Source organism: Actinomadura sp. J1-007, from assembly GCF_009793335.1.
Classification (GTDB): Bacteria; Actinomycetota; Actinomycetes; order Streptosporangiales; family Streptosporangiaceae; genus Spirillospora; species Spirillospora yumaensis.
Genome location: NZ_WING01000001.1, coordinates 1142540 through 1169412, shown reverse-complemented (window position 1 = coordinate 1169412; position 26873 = coordinate 1142540). Strand labels below are relative to the sequence as shown.

Below are 26873 nucleotides of genomic sequence, written 5' to 3'. Positions count from 1 at the left end.
TTCAACTGTTATCCCGTCCCGGGTCGGTCGTGGAAGGCCCGCCCGCGTGCCCTTCCGCTGCTGCGGGGTCCGGGCGCGCGGCGCGCAGCAGGCCGGGGAGGATCGCGGCGGCGACGGTGACGTTGACCGCGACGACGGCGACGCCGATCGTGGCGAGGCGGTCGGGGTCGATCAGCAGGGTCACCAGGCCGAGCACCCCGGCGAGCCGTACGCCCTGGAGGGCGGCGATGAGCCGTGTCCGCTTCTGGACGCGCAGCACGCCGACGTAGAGCTCGATGACCGCCTTCGGTAGGACGGCGAGCGCGAGCACCTGGAGCAGCGGCGCGCCGGTCGCGTACCCGTGGCCGTAGATCTCCAGCCCGACCGGCGCGAGCGCGACCACCAGCACGGTGACCGGCGCCATCAGCGTGACGGTGCGGCGCAGCGCCGCGCGGGTCGAGCGCGCGAGGCCCGCCCGGTCGAACGCGCCCTCGACGGTCAGCGAGAACGACAGGGTGAGCGCGAGCAGGTCGAGCATCATGCCCGGCACCCACGCCATCTGGAAGTACGCGTTCGTCGCCGGGGACAGGTGCGCGGCGACGACGATCGGCACGAGGCTCACCGACGCGAACTGGAACGCCCCGCCGAGGTAGCCGCCGCCGAGGTAGCGCGCGATCTCCCGGTGCGTCGAGCGCGGCCCGCGCCCGAGGTTGGCGCGCCGGTGCGCGGGGATCAGCCGGCCGAGGATCAGCGCGTTCACCGGGACGAGCACCGCCATCGCCGGGAGGTACCAGGCGAGCACGATGCCGTTGTGCGGGAACGCCCCGGCGAGCGCGACGACCAGGCCGAGCCGCAGCAGGCACCAGACCGTGTTGACGGCCGGGACCCAGCCCGCGCGGCGCAGGCCGGTGAACACGCCCTCCATCGCGTTCCACAGGTTCCAGGCGACCGCCATGGCGACGAACGCGAGGCCGGGCCCGAGGCCGCGCAGGTGGTCGAAGTTGGTCCAGCCGCCGCCCCACACCCGCAGCGTCACCAGGAACGCGGCGCCGACGGCGGCGGCCGTCCCGGCGCCGATCCCGTAGCAGGCCAGCACGAGCGCGCGGGTGTGCCGGGCGGTCTCCGGGATGAACCTGATGAGCAGGAAGTTCAGCATCGTGATGCCGCCGACGAACATGATCGCCTGGTTCATCGCGGTGTTGCGGCCGAAGTCGGCGGGCGCGTAGTAGAGGGGGCCGATCGCCCAGAACGCGGCGCCGAGCAGCGTCGTCACGCCGCCGTTCAGCATCAGCGCGTACGCGTTGCGGAACAGCGGGTTGGACAGCTCGCGCCGCAGCCAGCCCGGGGGCGGCCCGCCCTCCCCGCCGCCGGACCGGGGGCCGGGGCCGGGCTCGGGGCCGGTCGTCAGCGCCGGCTCAGGCACCGCCGCCTGCCCGCCCCGGCGCGCGCCGTACGGCGTGGCGAGTGCGCCGTACGGCGGCGTACCCCTTGGTCAGCGCGCGGTCCTTGAGGTAGGCCGCGGCGATCCCCCTCCCGTCCGCGACGCGTGCGAACGCGGCGAGCGACGTGGACGCGCGGACGGTCAGCCGGGGGATCGCGAGCGCGTCGTACCGGCGCGCGTCGCCGGAGGCGGGGGAGAGGCGGTTGGCGACCGCGCACGCCGTGCCGTACCCCGCCGCGCGGACCGCGCGCCGCACGCGCGCGCTGGAGTACCCGTACGGGTACGCCATCGTCTCGACGGGAGCGCCGAGCCGGTCTTCGAGCAGGCCCTTGCTGCGCGCGAGCTCGTCCCGCAGCGCGCCGTCCGGGAGCTGGTCGAGCTGCGGATGGCTGTGGCTGTGCGCGCCGATCTCGATCCCGTGCGCGGCGGCCTCGCGGACCTGGCCCCACGCCAGCGTCCGGTCCAGGGGGCGGCCCGCCGCGTCCGCGCCCGCGTCGGCGACCCAGCCGGTCGTGACGAACACCGTCGCGGCGAACCCGTGCCGTTCCAGAACGGGCAGCGCGTGCTCGTGGAAGTCGGCGTAGCCGTCGTCGAACGTGAGGACGACGGGCTTGCCGGGCCGTTCCGGCGCGTACAGGGCCGAGAACGGGACGGGCATGAACCCGGCGTCCGCGAGCAGCGCCATCTGCTCGGCGAACGCGCCCGTCCGCACGGCGAGGCCCGCCGTCCCGCGCGTCGGCCGGTCGCTGATCGAGTGGTACATCAGCACGGGGACTCCCGGCATCACGCGGCCCCCTCGCCGCCCCGGCGGCCGTTCGCGGACGGACCCGGGGCCTTGATCCCGCTCGGCGCGCCGACCGCGCGCAGCGTCCGGCGGCGCGTCGTCCAGGAGCCGACGGCGTACCCCCACGCCGTCCAGGCGAGGCCGGCCGCGATGGCCCCCGCGCGGCCGAAACCGCCCGGGTCGCCGCGGAACCCGTCGGCGCTGCCGTGCAGCACGCCGCGCGGCAGGGTCTTCAACGCGTGCGCGCGTTCGCTCGCGAGCCCGTCCCCGCTGCCCACGCTCGCCGTCACGAGCGCCTTGGACAGTCCCTCGGCGTAGCAGCGCCGGCGGAAGTAGGCGAAGCGGGCCCGTTCGGCGGGGACGCGGTGCCAGATCACGGCCGCGTCGTCGTACACGAGCTCCGAGCCGGGGCTGCGCTGCCGCAGCCTGATGCAGAACTCGGTTTCCTCGCATCCGAGCGGCCGGTCGTGGAACGAGCGGCCGATGCCCGAGTCGAAGCCGCCCGCGATCGGGAACGCCTCCCGCCGGAACGAGGCGTTGCCGCCCATGAGGTTGCGCACGGGGCCGGGACGCAGGCCGCGGTAGGTGCATCCGACCGTCCAGTCGAACTCCTCCGGGAACCAGCGGGGACGGGTGCCGGCCGAGCCCGGCACCGGATCGTCCGCCAGGTCCGCGGACGGCGTCGAGCCGGGCCACAGGGGCAGCGTCAGCCCGCCGACCCCGGCCACCCGCGGGTCGCCGTAGCGCGCGGCGAACGCGGCGAGCCAGCCGGGGGCCGCCACCGCGTCGTCGTCGAGGAACGCGACGGCGTCGCCGCGCGCGATCGCGACGCCGGTGTTCTTGCCGCCCGACAGGCCGCGCGCCTCGCGGTTCTCCACGACGGCGACCCCGGGCAGCGACCGCCGGAGCCGCGCGTGCAGCGCCGGGTTGTGGTCCACGACGAGGATGATCTCCTCGGCCGGGTGGCGCTGCGCGCGGACGGACGCGACGGCGGCGTGCACGTCGTCCCACCGCTCCTCGGTGTAGGCGCAGATCACGACGGAGAACCTCATGACGCCCGCCCTCCGCCGCCGTCCCGCCGGCCGCCCGCGCCGGGCCGCAGCCGCGCGTACGTCCTGAGCACCTGGTCGGCGCAGCGGTAGAGCGCGGGATGGTCAAGGACGGCCCCGCGCGCGCGGTTGAGCGGCGCGGTGCGCGCCCAGTGCAGCCCGGCGGCGGCCGTCACCCGTGCGACGCGTCCCTCCGCGATCGGGATCTCGCGGCCCTTGAACCCCTCCTTGAACTCCTTGCCGCCGCGTCCCATCGCGATCTCGGTGACGCCGTGCGCGGCGCAGCCCTCCGCGAGCCGCAGGTGGCCGATCATGCCGGGCGAGTACCTGCCGAAGCGGGTGTCGTACGCGGGGAACCAGCCCGCCATGACGTGCCCGTCGCGCAGCCCGAAGTGCATCGACACCGGCTCGCCGCCCGCCGACAGGACGCTCAGCACCCCGAACCCGGTCTCGTGGAAGTGCCTGACGAGCGCGACGATCCAGGGCCGCGCGAACCGGTCGGTGCGTCCCGTCCGGTGGTACTGGCCGGACTTCCAGCCCATCAGCCGGTCGAGGTCGGCGGCGGAGGCGGAGGAGAACGCGTAGGTCACGTCCCCGACGTCGCGTCCGAGCTTGCGCTCCTTGTAGCGGATGGTCTTGTGGGTCTTCGGCGCCCCGCGCCGGAGCCCGTCCTCGAACGCGGCGAACCCGCCGGACAGGTCCATCACCGGCTCCGACCGCCGCGCCCTGTGGAACGGCGCGAACGCGGGCTGGTGCGCGAGCAGGTGGTCGAAGTCCCAGACCCCGAGCCCGCACGCGCGCAGCAGGGCGCGCGCGTTCAGGTGCAGGCCGGGCGGGGCGACGAGGCCCTGGAGGTCGGTGAGGCCGGCCCCGACCGGGCGGCCGGTGCCGAGCGGGCCGCGCTCGTAGGGGAAGAACGCGGCGACGCCGGAGCCGTTTTCGACCACGGCGACGCGCACGGTGTCGCGGAACCGGCCGACGCCGAGCGTGAACTCCGGCGCGAGGAACGGGTTGGCCAGGTCGCGGTGGGAGGTCCGGATGTCGCGCCATCGCTTGAGCTCGGCGTCGCCGAGGTCGGAGGGGCGCACCACGGTGATCTTCACGGGCGGGCCGGCGCGCTACTCGGTGCCGGTGCGGCTGAAGGCCGCCGGCCGCCACGGCAGGTGGACGGGCTCGGCCGCGGCCGGGCCCGGTCCGGGGGCCGCGCGGTCGAGCGGGCCCCGCAAGCGCAGCCGGACCATCGTCCTCAGCACCCGCCAGCCGTCGCGGAAGGTGTTGAGGTTGGACTCGCCGTGGCGGCGCTCGGTCTCGTGGCTCGCGACCTCGGCGATGCGCAGCCCGGCGCGGACGGCGTTCACGCACATCTCGGTCTCGATCTCGAAGCCGGTCGACTCCAGCCGGAGCCGCCCGACGGCGTCGCGGCGCAGTGCGACGTAGCCGTAGCACAGGTCCGACCAGCGCTGCCGGTAGAGCCGGTTGGCGAGGCCGGTGAGCGCCGAGTTGCCGAGCCGGCGCAGCCCGGTGAGGTCGTCCGAGCCGCCGCCGCACCCGTACCGGGTGCCCTTGACCAGGTCGAAGCCGCGGCACAGCAGCGCGAGGTAGGAGTCGAACTCGGCCGGGTCCATGCTGCCGTCGGCGTCCAGCATGATGATCATCTCGGAGGTCGCCGCGGCCATTCCCGTCCGCATGGCGCTGCCCTTGCCGGTGGGCGGCTCGACGATGACCCTGGCGTCCGGCCGCACCGACAGGGCGTACTCGACGGTCCCGTCGGTGGACTCGCCGTCGACGATCACGATCTCGTCCACCGCGGTGAGCCGCGGCATGAGCCATCGGAGGTTGTCGGCCTCGTTCAGGGTGGGGATCACGGCGGTGACCGTCGGCCACCGGCGCGCATGCGGGGAGGCGTTCATCAGCGTGCCCGGGCGCGCGAGGGGGGCCGCCCTCGTGGCGCCGTTCACGCCCAGCGAGGCGCGCACGGACGAATCAGGAGAATGCATGGGAGTCCCCGTAAAGGTTGACGTCTTGGCCCGTTAGATGGCGGGTGCGCCCATCATGTTGGGAGGATCGGGCCCGTCACTCCCGTAAGTTGCGCAGGAGCGCCTACGCACGTCGTACGGCTCCGACGGGTAAGGGCCTCGTCACGGTCCGCGTGACCGGTCATAACGGAGAAAACCGGTAGAACGCCACCGGATGGCATGACCGTTAGTGGTCATGCCATCCGGGCGGTCCGGGCCTGCGCCCCCCGGGCCCTCAGCGCACCAGGTCGGCGAGGGAGCGCAGCGGGACCGGCAGCCAGGACGGCCGGTTGCGGGCCTCGTACCGGATCTCGTAGACGGCCTTGTCGAGCTCGAACGCTCGCAGCAGCGCCGCGTGCCCGGCCGGGTCGGGGCCGCCCGCCGCCGCGTACCCGCCGCGGAACGCCGCGCGGTTGCGCGCCGTCCACGCGCGGGCCCGCGCCTCCAGGTCCCGTTCCGCGTCCGGGGGCAGGTCGCCGTTCCCGGCGAGCATGAAGCGCGCCGCGTACTCGAAGGACCGCAGCATCCCGGCCACGTCGCGCAGCGGATGCGACGGCGCGCGGCGCTCGGCCGGGGTCCGCGCGGGCTCGCCCTCGAAGTCGAGCAGCACCCAGCCCGTCCCGGTGCGCAGCACCTGGCCGAGGTGGTAGTCGCCGTGCACCCGCTGGAACAGCAGGTCCTCCGCGCCGGCCTCGACCTCCTCGAACGCCGCCCCGATCGCCGGGACGTACGGCCGCAGCTCGGGCACCGCCCCGCCGACCTCGTCGAGCTGCCGGCGCATCCCGCGCGCCATCGCCCGCACGTCGGCCGCCGGGACCCGCGTCACGCCGAACGCCTTGGCGAGGTCGTGGTGCACGGTCGCGGTGGCGGCCCCGAGCCGTCCGGCCTCGGCGGCGAAGTCCCCGCCCGCGGCCCCGGCGTCCGCCCCGGTGAACGCCTCGCCGCCCGTCCCGGAGTACGGGCCGCCGGAGTGCGGGCCGCCGCGGTGCCCGTCCCCGGTGTGCGCGGGGCTCGCGAACCAGTCGCGGACGCTGGTGAGCGCGAGCTGCCAGCCGTCCGTCGCCGTCCGCAGGTACTCCGACAGCAGCGCGAGCGTGACCGGGCCGCCGGCCTCGCCCGTCTCCATCTCGATCCAGCCGTGCACGGCGGGCACGTGCGCGCAGTGCGCCTCCGACAGCGCAAAGCTGACCTCCAGGTCCGGGCTGACGCCGGGGGTCAGGCGGCGGAACAGCTTGCAGATGTACGCATCGCCGAACACCAGCGAGGTGTTGCTCTGCTCCGCCGACATCGGGACGGCGGACAGGCCCGTCTCGATCGTCCGGTTCGGCGCCCTCCGGAACCGCAGCGGCCCCACCTCCGCCCCGGCGGCCATGTGCGCCAGCAGCGGCCTGGTGAGCTCCGGGTCGTACGCCGCGTCGTAGGCGTGCAGGGCCGGGCCGGCCGGGCCGCGGCAGTCGGGGCCGGCCGGGGCGACCGGGCCGATCTCCCCGGGGCGCAGGTGCGCGGGCAGGTCCGCGCGGACGCCGAGCAGGAGCTGGTAGCGGCTCGCGACGGCGCCCTGCCGGACGTCCACCACGAGGTGGTGCAGGGACGGGTCGGGGCCCGGCAGCAGCTCGGTCGCCGCCGCGATCGACAACGCGCCGATCGGGCGGTCCTTGCCGCCGAACCACCGCTGCCGGGGCAGCCATCCGGACAGCAGCCGTACGAGCGCGGTGGGGTCGGGCGGCGCCACGGCTACATCACCTCGTCTCCTCGTGGGGCGGGCGTTGCGGGGGCGGCGGCAGCAGGAACCAGTAGAAGCCGTGCCCCGGCAGCGTCAGCAGGTACGGCAGCTCGCCGATCGCCGGGAACTGCACGCCGCCCATGCACTCGATCGGGGTCGAGCCGCGGAAGCGGCGCAGGTCGAGCTCCACCGGCTGCGGGAAGCGCGACAGGTTGTTGACGCAGAGCACGTTGTCGGTGCCGCCCCAGCGGTTGGCCTCGCCCTCGGCCATCTCGCGGACGAACGCCAGCACGCTCGGGTTGGACGCCGACAGCTCCACGTACTCGCCGACGCCGAACACCGGGTGCCGCCGCCGGATCTCGATCATCTTGCGCGTCCAGTGCAGCAGCGAGCCGGGGTTGTTCTCCTGCGCCTCGACGTTGACGGCCTGGTAGCCGTAGATCGGGTCCATGATCGTCGGCAGGTAGAGCCGGGCCGGGTCGCAGCGCGAGAACCCGGCGTTGCGGTCCGGGCTCCACTGCATCGGGGTGCGGACGGCGTCGCGGTCGCCGAGCCAGATGTTGTCGCCCATCCCGATCTCGTCGCCGTAGTACAGCACCGGCGAGCCGGGCAGCGACAGCAGCAGCGCGGTGAACAGCTCCAGCTGGTTGCGGTCGTTGTCCAGGAGCGGGGCGAGCCGCCGGCGGATCCCGATGTTGGCCTTCATCCGGGGGTCCTTGGCGTACTCGGCGTACATGTAGTCGCGCTCCTCGTCGGTGACCATCTCCAGGGTCAGCTCGTCGTGGTTGCGCAGGAAGATGCCCCACTGGCAGCTCTCGGGGATCTTCGGCGTCTGCGCCATGATCTCCGAGATGGGGTAGCGCTGCTCGCGCCGCACGGCCATGAAGATGCGCGGCATCACCGGGAAGTGGAACGCCATGTGGCACTCGTCGCCGCCCGCGCCGGGGTCGCCGAAGTACTCCACGACGTCGGCGGGCCACTGGTTGGCCTCGGCGAGCAGCACCCGGTCGGGGTAGAGCCGGTCGACCTCGGCCCGGACGCGCTTGAGGTAGGCGTGCGTCTCGGGCAGGTTCTCGCAGTTGGTGCCCTCGCGCGCGTACAGGTAGGGGACGGCGTCGAGCCGGAACCCGTCGATGCCGAGGTCGAGCCAGAAGCGCAGGACCTCCAGCATCGCCTCCTGCACGTTCGGGTTGTCGTAGTTCAGGTCCGGCTGGTGCGAGAAGAACCGGTGCCAGTAGTACTGCCCGCGCACCGGGTCGTACGTCCAGTTCGACTGCTCGGTGTCGACGAAGATGATCCGCGCGTCGGGGTACCCGTCGTCGGTGTCGCTCCACATGTAGAAGTCGCCGTACGGCCCGTCCGGGTCGGTCCGCGACGCCTGGAACCACGCGTGCTGGTCGCTGGTGTGGTTCATCACCAGGTCGGCGACCACCCGGATGCCGCGCGCGTGCGCCTCGTCGATCAGCTCGACGAAGTCGCCCAGCTCGCCGAAGTCCGGCAGGATCTTGGTGTACTCGCTGATGTCGTAGCCGCCGTCCTTGAGCGGCGACTGGTAGATCGGCAGCAGCCACAGGCAGTCGGCGCCGAGCCACTGGAGGTGGTCGAGCTTGCCGATCAGCCCGCGCAGGTCGCCGTAGCCGTCGCCGTTGGAGTCGGCGAAGCCGCGGACCGACACCTCGTAGAACACCGCCGTCTTGAACCAGTGCGGGTCGCGCGGGGTGTCGGGGTCGAACGCGTCCGGGAGGGGCTCGGAGGGGGTCGGGACGATCTCGGGCGGGATCTCGGGGAGGGGGTCGTCGCGGGGAACGATTCCGGGGGGCGCGGCCGGTGGCGGCCGGTGGGGTGTGTTCAACTCTCGTTTCTCCGGAGCGTGAGGATGTGGGCCGGCTGGACGTGGGGATCGAGGCGCACGTAGTTCGACCGCCGCCACGTGTAGGTCTCGCCGGACAGCTCGTCGGCGACCTCGAAGCCGTGCGCGTCGAGCTCGCCGTCCGCGTCCAGACCCAGCGCGGGCAGGTCGAGGTGGACGGTCGCCTCACGGACCTGGTGGGGGTTGAGGTTCACGACCGCGAGCACCACGTCGTCGCCGCCGGGCCCTTCCGCGCCGGAGGGGGCCTCCGCGCCGGCGGGGGCCTGCGCGCCGCGCGCGGGCAGGCGCTTGGAGAAGCAGATCAGCTCCGGCTGGTCGACGTCGTGGAACCTCAGGTTGCGCAGCCCGCGCAGGGCCGGGTGCGCGCGCCGGAAGGCGTTGAGGCGGCCGATGAGGGGGGCGATGCCGGCGCCCTCGCGTTCGGCGCGCTCCCAGTCCCGCGGTTTCAGCTGGTACTTCTCCGAGTCGCGGTACTCCTCGCTGCCGGGGCGGACGGGCGTGTTCTCGATCAGCTCGTACCCGGAGTAGACGCCCCACGTCGGGGACAGCAGCGCGGCGAGCACGGCCCGGATCTCGAACGCCGGCCGGCCGCCGTGCACCAGGTACTCGTTGAGGATGTCGGGGGTGTTGACGAAGACGTTCGGCCGCATGTGCCGGGCCGCGGGCCCGGCCAGCTCCCGGAAGTACTGCTCCAGCTCCTCGCGCGAGTTCTTCCAGGTGAAGTAGGTGTAGGACTGGTGGAAACCGATCTTGGCGAGGGCGTTCATCATCGCGGGCCTGGTGAACGCCTCGGCGAGGAACAGCACGTCGGGGTCGGTGCGGGCGACCTCGGCGAGCAGCCGCTCCCAGAACGGCACGGGCTTGGTGTGCGGGTTGTCCACGCGGAAGATCCGCACGCCGTGGTCCATCCAGTGCCGGACGATCCGCAGCACCTCGCGGTGGATGCCCTCGGGGTCGTTGTCGAAGTTGAGCGGGTAGATGTCCTGGTACTTCTTCGGCGGGTTCTCGGCGTAGGCGATCGTCCCGTCCGCGCGCGTGGTGAACCACTCGGGGTGCTCGGCGACCCACGGGTGGTCGGGGGAGCACTGGAGCGCGAGGTCGAGCGCGACCTCCAGCCCGAGGTCCGCCGCGTACGCGACGAACGCGTCGAAGTCCTCGATCGTGCCGAGCTCCGGGTGGATCGCGTCGTGGCCGCCGTCCGGCGAGCCGATCGCCCACGGCGAGCCGGGGTCGTACGGTCCGGCGCCGAGCGTGTTGTTGGGGCCCTTGCGGAAGGTCGTCCCGATCGGGTGAACGGGCGGCAGGTAGACGACGTCGAAGCCCATCGCCGCGACGGCGGGTAGCCGTTTCATCGCGGTGCGGAACGTTCCCGACATCGGCCCGCGCCGCCCCATCGGGTCGAACGAGGCGCCCTCCGAGCGGGGGAAGAACTCGTACCACGCGCCGAACAGGGCCCGCTCGCGGTGCACGACGAGCGGGAACCACGCGGTCGCCGTGAGGTGCTCGCGCAGCGGATGCCGGTCGAGGAGTTCGGTGACGGCGGGGTCGAGGGCCGCGCCGAGGCGTTCGGCGGCCGGGACCGTCCGGTCGGCCAGGCGCTCCGCGAGCCGGGCCAGGACGGCGCGTCCGGCGGGCGGCGCGCCCTCGGCGGCGCGCGCGTGCAGCAGCGAGCCCTCGGTCAGCGTCAGCTCGACGTCCTGCCCGCGCGGGATCTTGATCTCGGCGTCGTGCCGCCAGCCCGCGATCGGGTCGCCCCACGCCTCGACGCGGAAGTGCCAGTCGCCGGGCCCGTCCGGGGCCACCTCGGCGGTGTACCGGTCGAGGCCCTGCCCGACCTCCGCCATCCGCGCCGGGGGGCGCGCCGTGCCGTCGGGCGCGCGCAGCACGGCGGCGGCGCCGAGCCTCTCGTGGCCCTCGCGGAACACCGTCGCGCCGACCTCGAACGCCTCGCCGACGACGGCCTTGGCGGGCCAGGCGCCGCACTCGACGAGCGGCTCGACGTCGAGGATGGGAATGCGGCCGATCTTCGCGGTGTCGCGTCTCCCGGAATCGATCGTTCGTGATGATTGAGGCGAAACCGGCTCGACTCGCATGCGCCATCCCCTACCCGCTCGCGATTTCCAAAACCGTCCATGCCCGTGAAGTGCGCTTCGCTACCGCCATGTCCGACCAACCGCCGCGTAAGCCCACAAAGCACCCGGAGATCGGGTGCGTGCGGGAACGCACCGGGACCGGCCCGCGCGGGCAGGTCCGACATCGGCCACCCGCGGCGCCGCCGGACCGCGAACCCCGGACGCCGGCGGCTCGTCTTCCAGATGTGCCGGATCATGTGCCGTTCGAGGCCGTACGCGCCCTGGCGCTGTGGGCGGTGCTCGCCGCCGGCGCGGCGCTGCTGGTCTGGCGGCCCCTCGTCCGCCGCACGGGCTGGGCGGCGCCGCCGACGCTGGCGCTGCTCGCCTGGACGGGCCTCGTCCTCGCGATGACGCTGCCGATGACGGTCGCGCCCGGCTCGGGCGGACGGCTCGGGCGGTGCGTGGCGCACCCGGTCGCCGACATCGCGTGGTCCGTGCGGATCTTCGGGACGCGCGGCCTGGAGGACGTGATGAACGTCGCGCTGTGGGTCCCCTGCGGGTTCCTCGCCGTCCTCGCGACGCGCCGTCCGATCGCCGCGCCCGCCGTGACGGCGGCGGTCTTCGTGGCCGTCGAGTTCCTCCAGACGCTGGATCCGGGGCGCGAATGCGATCCGGGCGACTGGGCGTACAACTCGGCCGGCGTCGCGGCGGGGGCCCTGGTCGGGGCCGTTCTGATCCGGCGCCGTAGATTTCGCCCGGTTGCGGCGGACCGGTCCGTTAGGTAACGGTCCCGTGGCACGGGGTCGCGTGCTGCGGGTGGGGCCGCTTAGCGTGGCGTGGCGTGAAGGCAATCCGACGATTCACCGTGCGCACCGTCCTCCCGGAGCCGCTCCGGCCGCTGGAGGAGCTCGTCCTCAACCTCCGCTGGTCCTGGCACCACGAGACCCGCGACCTGTTCCGGACGATCGACCCCGCGCTGTGGGAGGCCGTCCGGCACGACCCCGTACGGCTGCTCGGCGAGGTCGCGCCCGGCCGCCTGGACCGGCTCGCCGAGGACCGGCGCTTCCTGCGCAGGCTGGACGGCGCGGTCGAGGACCTGCGCGACTACCTGACCGCGCCGCGCTGGTACCAGGAGCGCGGCCCGGACGTCGCGGTCGCCTACTTCTCGCCGGAGTACGGGCTGACCGCCGCGCTCCCGCAGTACTCCGGGGGGCTCGGCATCCTCGCGGGCGACCACCTGAAGACCGCGAGCGACCTCGGCGTCCCCCTCGTCGGCGTCGGGCTGCTCTACCGCCACGGCTACTTCTCCCAGTCGCTGTCGCCGGACGGCTGGCAGCTCGAACGCTACCCGTCGCTCGACCCGAACGGCCTGCCCCTCACCCTGCTCCGCGAGGACGGCGGGACGCCCGTGCGCGTCGTCATCGGGCTGCCGCAGGGCCGCGACCTGCACGCGCAGGTGTGGCTCGCGCGCGTCGGCCGCGTCCCGCAGCTCCTGCTGGACTCCGACGTCGAGGACAACGACCAGGCCGCCCGCGACATCACCGACCGGCTGTACGGGGGCGGCGGCGACCACCGGCTCCTCCAGGAGATGCTGCTCGGCATCGGCGGCGTCCGCGCGATCCGGGCGTACTGCCGCATCACCGGGCACCCCGCGCCGGAGGTGTTCCACACCAACGAGGGGCACGCCGGGTTCCTCGGCCTGGAACGGATCCGCGAGCTCGTCTCCGGCCAGGGGCTGACGTTCGACGAGGCCCTGGAGGCGACGCGCGCGGGCACGGTGTTCACGACGCACACGCCCGTCCCGGCGGGGATCGACCGGTTCCCCCGCGAGCTGATCCAGCGGTACTTCGGCGGCGTCAACGAGGAGGCCGACGTGCCCGTCGAGCGCGTCCTCGCGCTCGGCGCCGAGGACTACCCCGGCGGCGACGGGACCGTGTTCAACATGGCCGTCATGGGGATGCGCCTCGCGCAGCGCGTGAACGGCGTGTCCCGGCTGCACGGCGAGGTCAGCCGGGAGATGTTCGGCGGGCTGTGGGGCGGGTTCGACACCTCCGAGGTCCCGATCGGGTCGATCACCAACGGCGTGCACGCCGGCACGTGGGTCGCGCGCGAGGTCCTCGACCTCGCCGCCCGCGAGGTCCCCGAGGTGGTCGAGTCCGGGCGCGGCTGGCGCGGCGTCCGCGACGTGCCCGAGAGCGAGATCTGGCGGATCCGCCGCGTCCTGCGCGAACGGCTCGTCCTCGACGCGCGCCGCAGGCTCCGCGAGTCGTGGCGGCAGCGCGGCGCGAGCGAGGCGGAGGTCTCCTGGATCGACGACGTCCTCGACCCGGACGTGCTGACCATCGGCTTCGCGCGGCGCGTCCCGTCGTACAAGCGGCTCACGCTGATGACGCACGACCCGGGCCGGCTCCGCGCGCTGCTGCTCGACCCGGAGCGCCCCGTCCAGATCGTCATCGCGGGCAAGGCGCACCCGGCGGACGAGGGCGGCAAGCGGCTGATCCAGGACATCGTGCGGTTCGCCGACGCCGAGGACGTCCGGCACCGGATCGTGTTCCTGCCCGACTACGACATGGCGCTCGGGCGCCTGCTCGTGCAGGGCTGCGACGTGTGGATGAACAACCCGCTGCGCCCGCTGGAGGCGTGCGGCACGTCCGGCATGAAGGCGGCGCTGAACGGCGGCCTCAACCTGTCGATCCGCGACGGCTGGTGGGACGAGTGGCACGACGGGCAGAACGGCTGGGCGATCCCGTCCGCCGACGGCCTGGCCGACCCCGCCCGCCGCGACGCGCTGGAGGCCGCCGCGCTGTACGAGCTGGTCGAGGACCACGTCGCCGTGACGTTCTACGACCGCGACGGCGCCGGGCTGCCGCGCCGCTGGCTGGAGATGGTCAAGCACACGATCGCGACGCTCGGCCCGAAGGTGCTCGCGAGCCGGATGGTGCGCGACTACGTCGAGGGCTACTACGCCCCGGCCGCGGCGTCCGCCCGCGCGATGGCCGCCGACGGGTACGCGGGCGCCCGCGCGCTCGCCTCCTGGAAGCGGCGGGTCGCCAAGGCGTGGCCGGGCGTCGGGGTCGAGCACGTCGAGTCCGGCGGCGAGCAGAGCATGCGCGCCGGGGCGCGGCTGCCGCTGCGCGTCGTCGCCGACCTCGGCGGCCTGGACCCGTCCGACGTCGCGGTCGAGGCCGTGTACGGGCGGGTGGACGACGCCGACGACCTGGTGGACCCGTCCCACCTGGAGCTCGCCGAGGCCGGGCCCGCCGAGGACGGGCGCCTGCGGTACGCGGGCGAGGTGCCGCTGTCGCGCAGCGGCGCGTTCGGCTACAGCGTCCGCGTCGTGCCGCGCCACCCGATGCTCGCCGGCCGCGCCGAGATGGGCCTGATCGCCCTGCCGCCCGCCCCGCACGGCATGACGAACGGCGACCTACGCTGAGCCGACCCGCCGGGGCCGCCGCGCCGCCGCTGAGCCGGTCTGCCGGGGCCCCGCCGCACATCAGGACGGCGCGGCGCCGCCGCAATCAGGACGGCGCGGCGCCGGTGCGCGTCTGGGCGGGGGCGGCCTGTGCGCGTCAAGACGGCGCGCGGCCGGTGAGCGTCAGGGTGGCGGGCGGCCGGCGCGCGTCAGGTCGGCGCGCCGCCGCCTCCGGTGTTGCCGTCTTCGGCGCCGTTCCGGGTGGCGCCGTTCTCGCGTTGCTCGTCGTCGTCCTCGTCGGGCGGCGGGTCGGGGAGGCGCCAGCCGGCGACGAGCAGCGGCAGCAGCATGTGCGTCATGAACAGGGAGATGGCCGCGAGCACGATCGCCGCGTACGGGACGTGCGCGTCCCGGCCGCTGCCGGTGTTCAGCACGACGACCGTGGCGGCGACGAGCAGCCACAGCGTCAGCCGGTGCGCGATCGTGTAGGCGCGGAGCCGTTCGCCGATCTGGCGCTCGTCGAGCTGCCGCTCCCGCAGCGAGGTCGTCCCGCGGGTCGCGGTGTTGAGCAGCACGATCGCCGGGAACAGGATCGCCAGCACGACGGCCAGGATCACGAAGTTGGTGATCATCGCGGTGTCGCTCGGGGCGAGCCGCCACGAGACGCCGGTGTCGACCCACAGCAGGCCGAGGGCGGTGCACATGGCGCCGACCAGGGTCCGCCGCCTGCGGCGCGTGGCGTACCAGCCCGGCAGGCGGTCGGTCTGGAGCGCCGCCAGCCGCTGCTCGTCCCAGCGCTCGCGCACGCCGGGGCGCCGGTCCTTCATGTCGCTGCCTCCATGGTCGTCACGGCGCGCTGCCCAGCCGGGGGAAGGGCCTCAGCGAGAACACGACCTCGACGGGCACCTCGAAGAACTCCGCGATGCGCAGCGCGAGGTGCAGGCTCGGGCTGTACTCGCCCCGTTCCAGGTAGCCGACCGTCTGGTAGTGCACGCCCAGCGCGGTGGCCAGGTCGCGGCGGGAGACGCCGCGTTCGGCCCTCAGCACCGCGATCCTGTTGTGGACGTTCTCCTTGTCGGCGGACACCGCCACAGTCTCCCGCAGCCGCCGGTCAGAACGCGCCCTGGGCGGCGCGGCGCTCCTGCCGTTCGGCGAGCCGCGTCCCGGACTCGCGGCGGGCGGCGCGGCGCAGCAGCCACGGCGCGACCAGCAGCCCCGCGACCGCCCACGCGCCGAGCACCGCCGCGGTCTCCAGCGGCCTCCAGCTCCCGCCGATCTCGGCCGCCAGCATCGAGTCGGGCAGGAACACCGACCGCAGCCCGAGCCCCTGCCAGTACAGCGGGAACGCCTGCGCGACCCAGCGCACCGGCTCCGGCAGCTCCGTCACCGGGAACATCACCCCGGAGACCACCATCAGGCCCATCAGCGGCAGCGACAGGATGCTCGCGGCGTTCCGCGGTCCGGGCAGCAGCGTGCCGAGCGCCGCGCCCAGCGGTACGACCGACAGCGTGCCGAGCGCGAGCACCCACAGCAGCGTCAGCCAGTCCCCGGCCGCCGCGGGCAGCGTGAGCGGGGTGAACGCCAGCCCCGCCGCCAGCATCAGCGCCACGTACGTCGCGATCTGCGCCAGCACGGTCACCGCGCGCCCGACCAGGTAGGCGGGCATCCCGCCCGGCACCGTCCGCAACCGCAGCAGCGCGCCCTCCTCCCGGTCGGCCGTGACCGCCATCGGCAGGCCCATCAGCGCCACCGACGACACGCTGAACGCGATGAACCCGGCCGCCATCAGCACCGACCTCGACGCGTCCGTGCCCGGCACGTCCGTCCCGCCCTGCCAGCGCGCCAGCACGACGAACATCCCGACCGTCGCGAGGAGCCCGCCCGCCATCTCCCGCCGGTCGCGCAGGAACTGCACGTGCTCGGTCCACCCGCGCCGCAGCCCGATCCCCAGCGCCTTCCGGTTCATGCCGCCTCCCGTTCCGCACGCGGGCCGTCCGCCGCGAACGCCGCTGCGCCGGGGCCGTCCGGCCCGGCACGCCGTACGAGGTCGAGGTAGCTCTCCTCCAGCGAGGGGCGGCGGATCTCCAGCCCCGGCACCGGGCCCGCGAACCGCCGGTGCAGCTCGTAGGCCAGCCGCGACGCGTCGTCCGGCCGTTCGGAACGGACCGCGCCGCCCTCGACCCAGCGCACCTCCGAACGGGCCCGCACCACCGATGCCAGCCCGGACGGCGTGCCGCACACCGCCACCGACCCCGCGACGAGGATCGCGATGCGGTCGGCGAGGCGCTCGGCCTCGGCCAGGTCGTGCGTCGTCAGCATGATCGTCATGCCCTCCTCGCGGGCGAGCCGTTCCACCAGGGCGTGGAACCCGTCGCGCGCCTCCGGGTCGAACCCGGCGGTCGGCTCGTCCAGGAACAGCAGCTCGGGACGGCCGACGATGCCGAGCGCGACGTCCAGCCGGCGGCGCTGGCCGCCCGACAGCCGTCCCACCGCCTGGCCCGCCTGCGCCGTGAGGCCGAGCGCGTCGAGCAGCTCGTCCGGGTCGCGCGGGCGGTCGTAGAACTCGGCGACGTGCGCGAGGAGCCGCCGGACGCCCCAGCGCGGATGGTCCCGCCAGTTCTGGAGGACGACGCCGATCCGCGCCCGCCACGCGTCCCCGCCCTTGCCGGGGTCGGTGCCGAGCACCCGCGCCTCGCCCGCCGACCGCCGCCGGAACCCCTCCAAGATCTCGATCGTCGTCGTCTTCCCCGCGCCGTTCGGCCCGAGCAGCGCGAAGACCTCGCCCGCCCGGACCTCCAGGTCGACCCCGCGCAGCACCTCCGCCCGGCCGTAGCGCATCCGCAGGCCCCGGGCCGTGATCACCGTCGCGCCCATGCCCCTCCTCCCGTAGTCGTCCTTCGATCGATCTCAATACCTCTATGACTGTTGATAGTAGAAGTACTACAACTCGTCGCATGGTCGCAAGAACGACGGGCTGGCAGGATGGGGTCCGTGCCGTCACGCATGGGGCCCGCCGCCCGCTTTCTCCCCTGGTCACGGGGCCGGACCGCAGACGCCGCGCTCGCCGGGGGCCTGCTCGCCGGCGTGGTCGCCGTCACCCTCGCGGCGGAGGGGGAGCCGAGCTCCCGCTTCGTCCCCGGCGCCGGCTGGGCGCTCGCCACCGTCGCCTGCCTCGCCCTGTACTGGCGCCGCACCCGCCCGCTCGCCGTCGGCGCCGTCACCGGCGCGGCCTGCGCCGCGTACTACCCGCTCACCGAACCCGACGGCCCGCTCCTCGTCACGTTCTGCATCGCGCTCTACAGCGCCGCCTCCGCCGGACGCCTCGTCGGGGCCGGCGCCCTCGTCGCCGCCGCGGTCGGCGTCGTCTCGTACGGCGAGATCAGCAGCGGCGTCAACCACCTTCAGGGCGCCGCCGTCTACCTGCTCGCGGGCTGGTTCGTCGCGATCGTCGCCCTCGGCGGCCTCGCCCACAACCGCCGCGCCTACCTCCGCGAGGCCGAGCGCCGCGCCCTCGCCGCCGAGCACGGCCGCGAGGAGGAGGCCCGCCGCCGCGCTACCGAGGAGCGCCTGCGCATCGCCCGCGAGGTCCACGACGCCGTCGGCCACAACATCTCGCTGATCAACGTGCAGGCCGCCGCCGCCCTGCACGCCTCCCGCACCGCGGACGGCCCCGCCGAACGCGCCCTGGCCGAGATCAAGCAGGCCAGCAAGGACACGCTCCGCGAACTCCGGACGACCCTCGGCGTCCTGCGCCAGGTCGACGCGTCTGCCCCCGGCCTCGCCCGCCTGGACGACCTCGCCGCCCGCACCACCGCCGCCGGCGTGACCGTCCGCACCGACGTCCGCGGCGACCCCCGCCCCTCGCGTCCGACATCGACCTCGCCGCGTACCGCATCGTCCAGGAGGCCCTGACGAACGTCACCCGCCACTCCGCCGCCGCCACGGCCCGCGTCAGCGTCGACTACCGCCCGGCGGCCGTCCACCTGGAGATCCGCAACCCGCCCGCCCCGGCCGGTCACCTTCCCCCGACGCCCCGCAACCCGTCGGAAGCGGGATCCGAGGCATGCGCGAACGGGCCGAAGCCCTAGGCGGCGAACTCACCGCAGGCCCCAGCCCCGAAGGCGGCTTCCGCGTCCAGGCCCGCCTCCCCACCGAAGGCCCTTAACGAACGACAGTGTCGAAGAGGCCCATGACGAACTCCGTCGTGCCGGCCCTCGTCCCGCTGCGGCCCGCGTACGCCTTGAGGCCGGCTCCAGCGTGAGCGGGATCGGCGCGGTCATGGCCCCACCCGATGAAGAACGACCGGTCGTACCCGTTCAGCGGAACCTCCATCACACCTCTGAGCTGCACGAAGAACGACGCATCGAACAGCGCCACGTGCTCACCCCGCGCCTGCCCACCCGCCAAGAGCGACGGCGCGCCGCCTGTTGGATCACGCCCATCGGGTCGGTGAACGGCTCGCCCGTCTGGAACGCCACCTCGATCGTCCCCTGCTCGGGGTCTACGGCGACGAGTTCCCAGCCGAGGACCGGTCACGCGCCCGGAAGGCGGTCGGCAAGCTCGGCGAGGCCGTCGGCGTACAGGTCGAACCGGTCCGACGGGCCGGGCGGGTCGCCGACGGGGCGGGCGACGTAGGCGGTGCGCAGGCCGAGCGCCTGTGCTCCGCGCAGGTCCCAGGCGTGGGCGGCGACCATCAGCAGCCGCTCCGGCGGTCGTCCCGCGACGGTCACGGCGAGCCGGTAGGCCGCCGGTTCCGGCTTGTAGGTCCGGGCGTCCTCGGTGGACAGGGCCTGGTGCCAGCGCAGCCCGGCGCTCGCGTTGATCTCCAGCAGCGCCGTCCGGCTCGCGCTGGAGAGCCCGATCAGCGGGAAGCGTTCGGCGAGCCGGGCGAGCCCCGCCACGCTGTCGGGCCACGGCGGAGGCCGGCGCCCCGCCAGGGCCAGCGCCGCGACGGCCGCCGGGTCACCGACCCCCACCGCCTCGGCGACGAGCTGTGCGGCCTCCCGATCGAGCTCGTTCCCAGCGGGATAGGGCCGACCGCCGTCGAGGACACGGCGCTGCTCCCGTTCCAGGTGCTGCTGCCACAACGCCGCGAGCCGTTCGACCTCGGGCTCGCCGAGCGAGGGGCCGAACTCCCGGATGCCGGCACGGATGCCGGCGGCCTCGTCGACGAGCGTGCCGAGCACGTCGAACACGAGCGCATCGATCTCCAGCTCTGACATGGACGAGACCTCCCGGAGCAGACGTCGGACACCACCCACCCGAGCCGTACCCGGCTCCGGCATGTAAGGGCTAAAATGGCGGTTAGCCGAACGTAGCGAGAGGTGCACGACCGATGCAAGTTCCGCTGGACGACTACGTCTGGGCGGCGGGAGTCGCGACCGAACTGGTCAACACCGCCGCGGAGGTCTGGCGCGGCGACGACCACCTGCCCGACCGGGCCGCCCTCGTCGCGTTCGCGGACCTGCACGTTCCCGGCGCGCCGTCCGCACTCGCCCGCCGCGCACGCGCGGCCGACCTCCGGGCGGTCCACGCACTGCGGACGACCGTGCGCGACCTGATCGACCACCCCGACCGCGACCGCCTGATCTCGGGCGCCACCAAGCTCACCCGTCCCGCCCAGGGCGCCACCCTGCTCCCCGACCCCCCGCGCTGGGCCGTCCCCCTCCGCGACGGAGCGACCGTCGCCGACGCCCTCTCGCTGATCTGCGGCATCGGCATCCTCGGGACCGTCCACACCCTCGGCGAGCAGCGCTTCCGCCCGTGCGCCGCGGCCACCTGCCGCGGAGCGTTCATCGACACCACCCGCCCCGGCCGCCGCCGCTACTGCATGCCCGGCCTGTGCGGCAACCGCGTCAACGTCGCCAACCACCGAGCCCGCAAATCCGCGCCCCCCGACAACCCCGGATAACCCCAACGAACCCCCGCCCCCGCCCCCACAACGCCACTCTCACACCCCGCCCCCAAGCGCTTCGAGCGGCACGCCGTTCCCCAACTCCGACCGCTAAAGGACTTTCGCGTCGCCGGACGGCAGGCACGGGGACGGCCGCGACCGGATACCGCCCGTCCCCCCGATCGGTTGTGATGAGGCCGCCCAGTGCTCAGGACGGCCGATCACCATCAGCCGACTAAGCCCTGGGGAACGGCTCCTGCCCGGCGCCTCGGCCATCGGGTTCGCATGGCGGCGGAGTGCGCGTATGGGCGACAAAACGGTGTCCTTGGCGCTTTTGGGACGTCACGCACGGTCGGTCGGGTCGCCCGCAAGCGCCCGCGGAGGGCACCATGGGTTGCCATGAAAGTCTTCCTTTCGGTTGATATGGAGGGGATCTCCGGCCTCACGGATCCCGAGGAGATGCGCGCCGGAGGCCGGGGCTATGAGCGCGGCTGCGAGCTGATGACCGGCGACGCCAACGCCGCCATCCGCGCCGCGTTCGACGCGGGTGCCGAACGCGTCGTGGTGACCGACTCCCACGGCAGCGGCAAGAACCTGCGCGCCGACCTCATCGACGAGCGATGCACGCTGGTCCGCGGCCCCTACAAACCGATGCGCATGGGCGAGGGCCTGGACCCCTCGTTCGACGTGGCTCTCTACGTCGGCTACCACGCTCGCGCCGGGGCGCCGCGCGGCGTTCTCAACCACACGTGGATGGGCCGTGAGATCCAGAACGTCCACCTGAACGGCGACGTCGCCGGCGAGATCCGGCTCATGGCCGCCTACGCGGGCTCCCTGGGTGTGCCGGTCGGCCTCGTCGCCGGTGACGAGGCGGCCTGCGAGGAGGCCCGCGACGTTCTGGGCGGCGTCGAGACCGTCGCGGTCAAGACCGGCCGAGACCGCTACGCCGCCGAACTGATCCCGCCCGCCCGCGCCCAAGCGTTGATCTACGAACGAACCCTCCGCGCCCTCCACAATCCCGAAGGCTGGCATCGGCTCACCATTCCCGCCCCCTACACGCTCCGCGTCGAATGGAATTCGACGTCCATCGCGCAGTCCTGCTCGCTGATTCCGGGTGTGAAGCTGGCCGATCCGCGCACCACCGAGTTCACGACCAGCGACTATTCCGACGTCGTCGGCCTCCTCGGCGTCTGCGCCACCCTCGCCGGTGACATCGGCTGCACAGGCCGCCAGTACGGCTGACCCCAGAGACGCCCGCGACCGTCCACCCGCGGGGTCAGGGGGTGGGTCCGAGGCGGTGGACAGGGCCTCGTAGACGGGGGTGAGGGCCTCGGCGAGCGGGCGGCGGCGGATGCGGATGGGGGTGGGGCGGCGACTTCCAGGATGAAGCCGGGTGGGGCCGGGGGAGCGGGGGGTCGTTCGCGCAGGGCGGCCAGTCCGGACGGCGGGGTCCAGAAGCCGGTGGCGGTGAGCGGGGTCTCGTCGTCCTCCGGGACGGGCGCCGCGGCGGGTCTGCGGCGCAGCGAGGCCAGGAGGTCGTCCTTGGCGCGGCCGTTCCAGGCGAGGATGAGGAACGGGTCGTCGTCGAACGCCTCGGCGAGCAGGTAAAGGACGGCGGCGGTGTGCTTGCACGGGTCGCCGTAGTCGGGGCAGTCGCACATGAGGTGCAGGTCGTCGGGCGACTCGGGGAAGAGGGACAGGCCGAGCGCGGCGAAGACCTCCTCGATCTCGGGCGGCATCTCGCCGGCGAGGAGGCGGGCGCGGAAGACGGCGCGGGACGCCAGCTCGGCCTCGGCGGCGCGCCAGCCGGCCTCGCTGATCGCGTCGATGCCGACCGCCACCTCGTACGGCTCCGGCACCGAACCCTGCACGCGGGCCGTCACCTCGAACGGCTCGACCTTGAGGTCGATGACCTGCCCCTTGCGGGCGTACGCCCGGCCGCGCTGGAGGCGGCCCGAGTCGGCGAACGACTCGACCAGGTCGATGAAGCGCCGGGACCACCAGCGGGAGCCGATCGAGCCCCGGCGGGTGCGGGCACGGAGGCCGTCCTCGACCTCGATCGGGTCGCGGTACTCGAAGAAATCGACCATCAGTCGCTCACCGCCTCCGGGGACAGGCGCAGGACGTCGCGCAGTTCGGCGACGGAGAGTTCGGTCAGCCAGTCCTCGCCGGTGCCGACGATGGAGTCGGCGAGGGCCTTCTTGCGTTCGATCATCTCGTCGACGCGCTCCTCCATGGTCCCGACGCAGATGAACTTGCGGACCTGCACGTTGCGGGTCTGCCCGATGCGGAACGCCCGGTCGGTCGCCTGGTCCTCGACGGCGGGGTTCCACCAGCGGTCGACGTGGACGACGTGGTTGGCGGCCGTGAGGGTGAGGCCCGTCCCGGCGGCCTTGAGGGAGAGCAGGAAGACCGCCGGTTCGCCGTCGGACTGGAAGTGCTGGACGAGGTCGTCGCGCTGCTGCTTGGACGTCCCGCCGTGCAGCCACAGGACGGGGCGTTCGAGCCGGGCCGCCAGGTAGGGCTGGAGCATCGAGCCGAACTCGGCGTACTGCGTGAAGACCAGCGCCTTCTCGCCCTGCTCCAGGATCTCCGAGCAGATCTCCTCCAGGCGTTCCAGCTTTCCGGAACGGCCCGGCAGGCGCGAGCCGTCCTTGAGGAGCTGCGCCGGATGGTTGCAGACCTGCTTGAGCTTGGCCATCGTCGCGAGGACGAGGCCGCGCCGCTGCTTGTCGTCGGCCTCGGCGATCTGGGCGAGCATGTCGTCCACCGTGGCCTGGTAGAGCGACGCCTGCTCGGTCGTCAGGTTGCAGTAGACCTTGATCTCCTGCTTGTCCGGCAGGTCGGAGATGATCGACCCGTCGGTCTTCAGCCGCCGGAGGATGAACGGCTGCGTGGCCCGTTTGAGCGCGTGCGCGGCGCGTTCGTCGCCGTCGCGCTCGATCGGGATCGCGAACCTCTGGCGGAACGCGGAGCGCGGGCCGAGCAGCCCCGGGTTCGCGAACTCCATGATCGACCACAGCTCGGTGAGGTGGTTCTCGACGGGAGTGCCCGTCAGCGCGATCCGGCTGCGCGCCGGGATGCTCCGCACCGCGCGCGCCTGCCGGGTGCCGCTGTTCTTGAGGGCCTGCGCCTCGTCGCAGACGACCCGTCCCCATCCGATCGTCGCGAGCATCTCCGCGTCGCGCGCGGCCGTGCCGTACGTGGTCAGGACCAGGTCGGCGCGCTCGACCTCGCCGCGCAGGTCGTCGCCGCGCTGCCGCCCCTGCCCGTGGTGGACGTACACCTCCAGCTTGGGCGCGAACCGGGCCGCCTCGCGCTGCCAGTTGCCGACGAGCGACATCGGCAGGATCGCCAGCGTCGGATCCGGGCGGGCGCCGTTCTCCCGCTCGTGCACGAGCAGCGACAGGATCGAGATCGTCTTGCCGAGCCCCATGTCGTCGGCCAGCAGCGCGCCGAGGCCGAGCCCGTTCATGAACGCCAGCCAGGACAGGCCGCGCTGCTGGTAAGGGCGCAGCTCCGCTTCCAGCTCGTCGGGAGTGGACATCGGGGTGAGGCGCCGGTCGGCCTCCCCGGACAGCAGGTCGCCGAACGCGCCGTCGGCGTCGACCTCCAGCAGCGGCAGCGCTTCGTCGCCCGCGTGGATCGCGGCGCGCATCGCCTCGGCCGCGGTCATCGTCCCCTTGCGCGGGTGGCGGAGGAAGTCGAGCGCCGCCTGGAGCTGCTCCTCGTCGAGCTCGACCCACTGGCCCCGCAGCCGTACGAGGGGGGTCTTGAGCCTGGCCAGCTCCTCCAGTTCGTCCTCGTCGATGCTCTCGTCGCCGATGGCGAGGTCCCACCGGAAGTCGACCATGCCCTGGAGGTCGAATCCCGAGGAGGCCGCCGCGCCCGAGCCCTCGCTGTCCTGCGTGCGCGTCGTGAGCTTCATGCCGAGCCTGCCCTTGCCCGCCCACTGCGGGAGCAGCACCCCGAACCCGGCGGCGGCCAGCATCGGCGCCGCCCGTCTGAGGAACCGGAACGCCCCGGCCGTGTCGAGCACCAGCTCATGGGGGGTCGCGGAGTCGAGGGCGGGAGCCATGTCGGGGAACAGCCGCAGCGCCCGACCGAGCCCCGCGAGCAACGTCTCCTCGGCGTCCGCGATGGACGGCGCCTCGCCCGCCCACACCGTCGCGGCGGGCACGTACAGACTCGGATCGTCCGTGCCCTGAAGGGCGAACTCGACCCGCCACCGCCCCTCACCCCAGCGAACCCGCTCGCCGTCGTCCCTCTCGCCAGCGTCATCGAAGCCTTCAGCGGCGTCGACGACGCCAGCGGCATCGGTCACATCGGCTGCGGGGGCGTCGGGCTCCGGCGGAGGGACAGTGCCGTCCGCCCGGACGGGATGGAGTCTTCGCGCCTCGTCCATCGCGGTCGCCGGGCTGGAGTCGAGGTCTCGTGGCGTCGATGCCGGTTCTGTCGATGCCGGTTCTGTCGAGGTGGTGCCGAGCGCCTCTGGCCGGTGCGGCCCGGTCGGTGGAGCGGCGGTCGGCTCGGCTTCCCCGGAGAGTGTCGCGCCGGTGCGTAGGTGGGGTGAGAGCGCTGCCAGGCGTGCGACCACTGCCTGGGTGTCTGGAGTGGTCGCAGGGTGCGGACGTGCGTGGGAGGCCGTGTGCGCGAGGGAATCCTCGTGCTGCTGTTGGGGCGTGCCGGGCCGTTCACCGTCGTCGGCGGGATGTTGGGAGGTCTGCGGGGACGGGACGGCGGGGTCTTCGGGAGTCGGCTCGGCGAGGCGGAAGCAGACGCGCAGGGGCCCGGAGGGGCGCCGGGTCTCGGCGGCCCAGGCGTCCAGCTCGGCGATGAGGTCGTCGGGGTCGTCGTGGGGTTCGCGGGGGACGGTGGCGGACGGGCCGGTGAGGGCCTCGAACCAGCGTTCGGCGAGGGGGATGCGGTCGGGGGCCTTGCCGCGGCGGGGCGGGAGGAGCGGATGGGGGACGGTGCCCCGGACGGCGGTGTCGACGAGGCCGGACAGGGCCTCGCGCAGCACGTCGGCGGCGGGGCGCCCGCCGTCGGCGGCGCGGCAGGCCGGGGGCATCGCGGCGGCCAGGTCGCGGAAGCGCGTCCGGTCGTCGATCACCGGACGCCAGCGGGCCACGAGGTCGCCGTCCTCGCGGAGCATGGACGGCAGCACCTGGCCGCGCGCGGTGAGGTGGGCGGCCTCCTCGGCGAGCAGGCACAGGAAGCGCAGGTCGGTGCCGGGGACGACGTCGCCCGCGTGCTCGGCCGACTGGAGCAGCGCCATCGCGGGCAACGGCTCCAGGACCAGCGCGGGCACCCGCCACGGACGCAGCTCGGGCTCGCCGGTCACCGGCTCGGGCCCCAGCTCGGCGGACGGGAGCGGATGGTCGCCGCGGGTGGGCAGTGTCATCGTCAGGTCCACGCGGAACGCCCCCTTGACCATCGGCTCGTAGGAGGTGCCGGTGAAGTCGCGGGTGGCGAAGGGGTGCGTGCCGGGATCGGGCTCGTAGCGGCCGGTGCGCTCGGCCCACAGGCAGAGCGCGCCCCCATGCCAGGTGGCATGTGCGACGAGCATGGATCCCCCCTGACGTGCTGGTGAGGCCGACCTGGCACGAAGCTACCAGCGCGCTCGGACGGTGAGGTCCCGCGCTCGCGGGCCGGGCTGGCGGGGACGGCGGCGGCCGGCCGGCCATCGACGATCTTCATGGAGAGTGGTCCTTCCGTCACGGAACGGCGTCACGTCTGATCGTCGGGCAGCGCCCGAACGCCTCGCAAGCCGCGCCGCGGCCTGTGGATAACTCGCGCTGGCTAGGCTCTGGGCGTTGGATCACCGGTGTGAGTCTGGAGGCGTTCGTGGGCGAGTTCGTACGGGTCGAGGTCGAGGACGGGATCGCGACGATCAGGCTGGACCGGCCGAAGATGAACGCGCTAGACGCGGCCATGCAGCGCGAGCTGATCGAGGCGGCCCGGGAGGTCACGCAGGACGACGCGGTGTCGGCGGTGATCATCTACGGCGGGGAGCGGGTGTTCGCGGCGGGCGCCGACATCAAGGAGATGGCGCCGATGTCGTACGCGCAGATGTCCGGCAGGCCGTCGCGGCTGCTCCAGGACTTCACCAAGGCGCTGGCGGGGATCCCGAAGCCGGTCATCGCCGCCATCACCGGGTACGCGCTGGGCGGCGGCCTGGAGGTGGCCCTCACCGCCGACTTCCGGGTGGCGGGCGAGGGCGCCAAGGTGGGGCAGCCCGAGATCCAGCTCGGCATCATCCCGGGCGCGGGCGGGACGCAGCGGCTCGCGCGGCTGGTCGGCCCGGCGAAGGCCAAGGACCTGGTGTTCACCGGACGGCACGTGAAGGCGGACGAGGCGCTGGCGATGGGCCTGGTCGACCGGGTCGTGCCGGACGCGGACGTCTACGCGGCCGCGCGGGAGTGGGCGGCGTCCTTCGTGGGCGGGCCCGCGATCGCGTTGCGCGCCGCGAAGCAGGCCATCGACGAGGGCCTGGAGGTCGGCCTGGACGCGGGGCTGGAGATCGAGCGGTCCCAGTTCGCCGCCCTGTTCGCCACCGAGGACCAGAAGAACGGGATGAAGAGCTTCATGGAGGAAGGGCCCGGCAAGGCCGTGTTCGAGGGACGCTGACGGCG

General features: G+C 73.8%; 22 protein-coding genes. 6 read left to right on the top strand and 16 right to left on the bottom strand.

Annotation, left to right across the window (positions count from 1 at the left end; all coding sequences use genetic code 11):
- Window position 1: 1 nt before the first annotated feature.
- The 8 genes from GEV43_RS05290 to GEV43_RS05255 form a co-directional block, all read right to left on the bottom strand.
- Window positions 2-1402 carry a lipopolysaccharide biosynthesis protein gene (locus tag GEV43_RS05290; protein ID WP_160819713.1) on the bottom strand — a complete coding sequence of 467 codons (1401 nt, stop codon included), beginning with the start codon at window positions 1400-1402 and terminating at the stop codon, window positions 2-4.
- Complete coding sequence (locus tag GEV43_RS05285; RefSeq protein ID WP_160819712.1) at window positions 1395-2204, bottom strand: polysaccharide deacetylase family protein; 810 nt, start codon at window positions 2202-2204, stop codon at window positions 1395-1397. The genes GEV43_RS05290 and GEV43_RS05285 overlap by 8 nt, the downstream gene beginning before the upstream one ends.
- Entirely contained in the window at window positions 2204-3256 is a 1053-nt protein-coding gene (locus GEV43_RS05280) for a glycosyltransferase family 2 protein (RefSeq protein ID WP_160819711.1), read from the bottom strand. The genes GEV43_RS05285 and GEV43_RS05280 overlap by 1 nt, the downstream gene beginning before the upstream one ends.
- Window positions 3253-4356: a GNAT family N-acetyltransferase gene (locus tag GEV43_RS54605; RefSeq protein WP_160819710.1), complete on the bottom strand. Its 1104-nt coding sequence runs from the start codon at window positions 4354-4356 to the stop codon at window positions 3253-3255. Before GEV43_RS54605 ends, GEV43_RS05280 begins: the two co-directional genes overlap by 4 nt.
- 15 nt (window positions 4357-4371) lie before the next feature.
- Window positions 4372-5250: a glycosyltransferase family 2 protein gene (locus tag GEV43_RS05270; RefSeq protein WP_241682790.1), complete on the bottom strand. Its 879-nt coding sequence runs from the start codon at window positions 5248-5250 to the stop codon at window positions 4372-4374.
- A gap of 253 nt (window positions 5251-5503) precedes the next feature.
- Window positions 5504-7000, bottom strand: a complete 1497-nt coding sequence (locus tag GEV43_RS05265; RefSeq protein WP_160819709.1) for an aminoglycoside phosphotransferase — start codon at window positions 6998-7000, stop codon at window positions 5504-5506.
- A 7-nt stretch (window positions 7001-7007) separates the two neighbouring features.
- On the bottom strand, window positions 7008-8771 hold the full coding sequence (gene treS / locus GEV43_RS05260) for a maltose alpha-D-glucosyltransferase (RefSeq protein WP_375539082.1): 1764 nt from the start codon (window positions 8769-8771) through the stop codon (window positions 7008-7010).
- Window positions 8772-8839: 68 nt separating this feature from the next.
- Window positions 8840-10954: an alpha-1,4-glucan--maltose-1-phosphate maltosyltransferase gene (locus GEV43_RS05255; RefSeq protein ID WP_160819708.1), complete on the bottom strand. Its 2115-nt coding sequence runs from the start codon at window positions 10952-10954 to the stop codon at window positions 8840-8842.
- 224 nt (window positions 10955-11178) lie between these two features.
- Between GEV43_RS05255 and GEV43_RS54600 the strand changes: the two genes are divergently transcribed.
- Together GEV43_RS54600 and glgP are read left to right on the top strand one after the other, a co-directional pair.
- Complete coding sequence (locus GEV43_RS54600) at window positions 11179-11718, top strand: VanZ family protein (RefSeq protein ID WP_160819707.1); 540 nt, start codon at window positions 11179-11181, stop codon at window positions 11716-11718.
- Window positions 11719-11774: 56 nt separating this feature from the next.
- Window positions 11775-14366 (top strand): alpha-glucan family phosphorylase, encoded by a 2592-nt coding sequence (gene glgP, locus GEV43_RS05245; RefSeq protein WP_160819706.1) that lies wholly within the window; start codon window positions 11775-11777, stop codon window positions 14364-14366.
- Window positions 14367-14554: 188 nt separating this feature from the next.
- Here the strand turns inward: glgP and GEV43_RS05240 are convergent, their stop codons facing one another.
- Genes GEV43_RS05240 through GEV43_RS05225 form a run of 4 tightly spaced genes read right to left on the bottom strand, consistent with a single transcriptional unit; the run spans window position 14555 to window position 17219 of the window.
- Window positions 14555-15172: a hypothetical protein gene (locus GEV43_RS05240; protein WP_160819705.1), complete on the bottom strand. Its 618-nt coding sequence runs from the start codon at window positions 15170-15172 to the stop codon at window positions 14555-14557.
- Between the two features lie 19 nt (window positions 15173-15191).
- A complete protein-coding gene (locus GEV43_RS05235) occupies window positions 15192-15431 on the bottom strand; it encodes a helix-turn-helix transcriptional regulator (protein ID WP_160819704.1) in 240 nt (79 codons plus the stop codon).
- A gap of 25 nt (window positions 15432-15456) precedes the next feature.
- Window positions 15457-16311 carry an ABC transporter permease gene (locus GEV43_RS05230; RefSeq protein ID WP_160819703.1) on the bottom strand — a complete coding sequence of 285 codons (855 nt, stop codon included), beginning with the start codon at window positions 16309-16311 and terminating at the stop codon, window positions 15457-15459.
- Window positions 16308-17219: an ABC transporter ATP-binding protein gene (locus GEV43_RS05225; protein WP_160819702.1), complete on the bottom strand. Its 912-nt coding sequence runs from the start codon at window positions 17217-17219 to the stop codon at window positions 16308-16310. The genes GEV43_RS05230 and GEV43_RS05225 overlap by 4 nt, the downstream gene beginning before the upstream one ends.
- 117 nt (window positions 17220-17336) lie before the next feature.
- Here GEV43_RS05225 and GEV43_RS05220 point away from each other — a divergent pair, with 117 nt between their 5' ends.
- Window positions 17337-18257 (top strand): histidine kinase, encoded by a 921-nt coding sequence (locus tag GEV43_RS05220; protein WP_309239463.1) that lies wholly within the window; start codon window positions 17337-17339, stop codon window positions 18255-18257.
- A 249-nt stretch (window positions 18258-18506) separates the two neighbouring features.
- Here the strand turns inward: GEV43_RS05220 and GEV43_RS05215 are convergent, their stop codons facing one another.
- Window positions 18507-18722 carry a hypothetical protein gene (locus tag GEV43_RS05215; protein ID WP_160819701.1) on the bottom strand — a complete coding sequence of 72 codons (216 nt, stop codon included), beginning with the start codon at window positions 18720-18722 and terminating at the stop codon, window positions 18507-18509.
- 155 nt (window positions 18723-18877) lie between these two features.
- Window positions 18878-19567 carry a haloacid dehalogenase type II gene (locus GEV43_RS05210; protein ID WP_160819700.1) on the bottom strand — a complete coding sequence of 230 codons (690 nt, stop codon included), beginning with the start codon at window positions 19565-19567 and terminating at the stop codon, window positions 18878-18880.
- A gap of 113 nt (window positions 19568-19680) precedes the next feature.
- Between GEV43_RS05210 and GEV43_RS05205 the strand changes: the two genes are divergently transcribed.
- Window positions 19681-20256: a CGNR zinc finger domain-containing protein gene (locus tag GEV43_RS05205; RefSeq protein ID WP_160819699.1), complete on the top strand. Its 576-nt coding sequence runs from the start codon at window positions 19681-19683 to the stop codon at window positions 20254-20256.
- 267 nt (window positions 20257-20523) lie between these two features.
- Entirely contained in the window at window positions 20524-21480 is a 957-nt protein-coding gene (locus GEV43_RS05200; RefSeq protein ID WP_241682788.1) for a M55 family metallopeptidase, read from the top strand.
- On the opposite strand, the gene GEV43_RS05195 is transcribed toward GEV43_RS05200, so the two are convergent.
- Both GEV43_RS05195 and GEV43_RS49460 read right to left on the bottom strand, forming a co-directional pair.
- Window positions 21399-22328: an SWIM zinc finger family protein gene (locus tag GEV43_RS05195; protein ID WP_241682787.1), complete on the bottom strand. Its 930-nt coding sequence runs from the start codon at window positions 22326-22328 to the stop codon at window positions 21399-21401. The two genes, GEV43_RS05200 and GEV43_RS05195, sit on opposite strands and share 82 nt — an antisense overlap.
- Window positions 22328-25807, bottom strand: a complete 3480-nt coding sequence (locus GEV43_RS49460) for a DEAD/DEAH box helicase (RefSeq protein WP_241682786.1) — start codon at window positions 25805-25807, stop codon at window positions 22328-22330. The genes GEV43_RS05195 and GEV43_RS49460 overlap by 1 nt, the downstream gene beginning before the upstream one ends.
- Window positions 25808-26085: 278 nt before the next feature.
- Between GEV43_RS49460 and GEV43_RS05180 the strand changes: the two genes are divergently transcribed.
- Window positions 26086-26868, top strand: coding sequence for an enoyl-CoA hydratase/isomerase family protein (locus GEV43_RS05180; protein ID WP_160824318.1), 783 nt, complete (start codon window positions 26086-26088; stop codon window positions 26866-26868).
- The last annotated feature ends 5 nt before the right edge of the window (window positions 26869-26873 follow it).

Excerpts from the sequence above, each read along its gene's own strand:
- GEV43_RS05195 (WP_241682787.1), bottom strand. The coding sequence starts at position 22,328 with ATGGTCGATTTCTTCGAGTACCGCGACCCGATCGAGGTCGAGGACGGC.
- GEV43_RS05240 (WP_160819705.1), bottom strand. The coding sequence starts at position 15,172 with ATGAAGGACCGGCGCCCCGGCGTGCGCGAGCGCTGGGACGAGCAGCGG.
- GEV43_RS05230 (WP_160819703.1), bottom strand. The coding sequence starts at position 16,311 with ATGAACCGGAAGGCGCTGGGGATCGGGCTGCGGCGCGGGTGGACCGAG.
- GEV43_RS05210 (WP_160819700.1), bottom strand. The coding sequence starts at position 19,567 with ATGTCAGAGCTGGAGATCGATGCGCTCGTGTTCGACGTGCTCGGCACG.
- GEV43_RS05255 (WP_160819708.1), bottom strand. The coding sequence starts at position 10,954 with ATGCGAGTCGAGCCGGTTTCGCCTCAATCATCACGAACGATCGATTCC.
- GEV43_RS05205 (WP_160819699.1), top strand. The coding sequence starts at position 19,681 with ATGCAAGTTCCGCTGGACGACTACGTCTGGGCGGCGGGAGTCGCGACC.
- GEV43_RS05200 (WP_241682788.1), top strand. The coding sequence starts at position 20,524 with ATGGCGGCGGAGTGCGCGTATGGGCGACAAAACGGTGTCCTTGGCGCT.
- GEV43_RS05285 (WP_160819712.1), bottom strand. The coding sequence starts at position 2,204 with ATGCCGGGAGTCCCCGTGCTGATGTACCACTCGATCAGCGACCGGCCG.
- GEV43_RS05225 (WP_160819702.1), bottom strand. The coding sequence starts at position 17,219 with ATGGGCGCGACGGTGATCACGGCCCGGGGCCTGCGGATGCGCTACGGC.
- GEV43_RS05280 (WP_160819711.1), bottom strand. The coding sequence starts at position 3,256 with ATGAGGTTCTCCGTCGTGATCTGCGCCTACACCGAGGAGCGGTGGGAC.
- GEV43_RS49460 (WP_241682786.1), bottom strand. The coding sequence starts at position 25,807 with ATGCTCGTCGCACATGCCACCTGGCATGGGGGCGCGCTCTGCCTGTGG.
- GEV43_RS05270 (WP_241682790.1), bottom strand. The coding sequence starts at position 5,250 with ATGCATTCTCCTGATTCGTCCGTGCGCGCCTCGCTGGGCGTGAACGGC.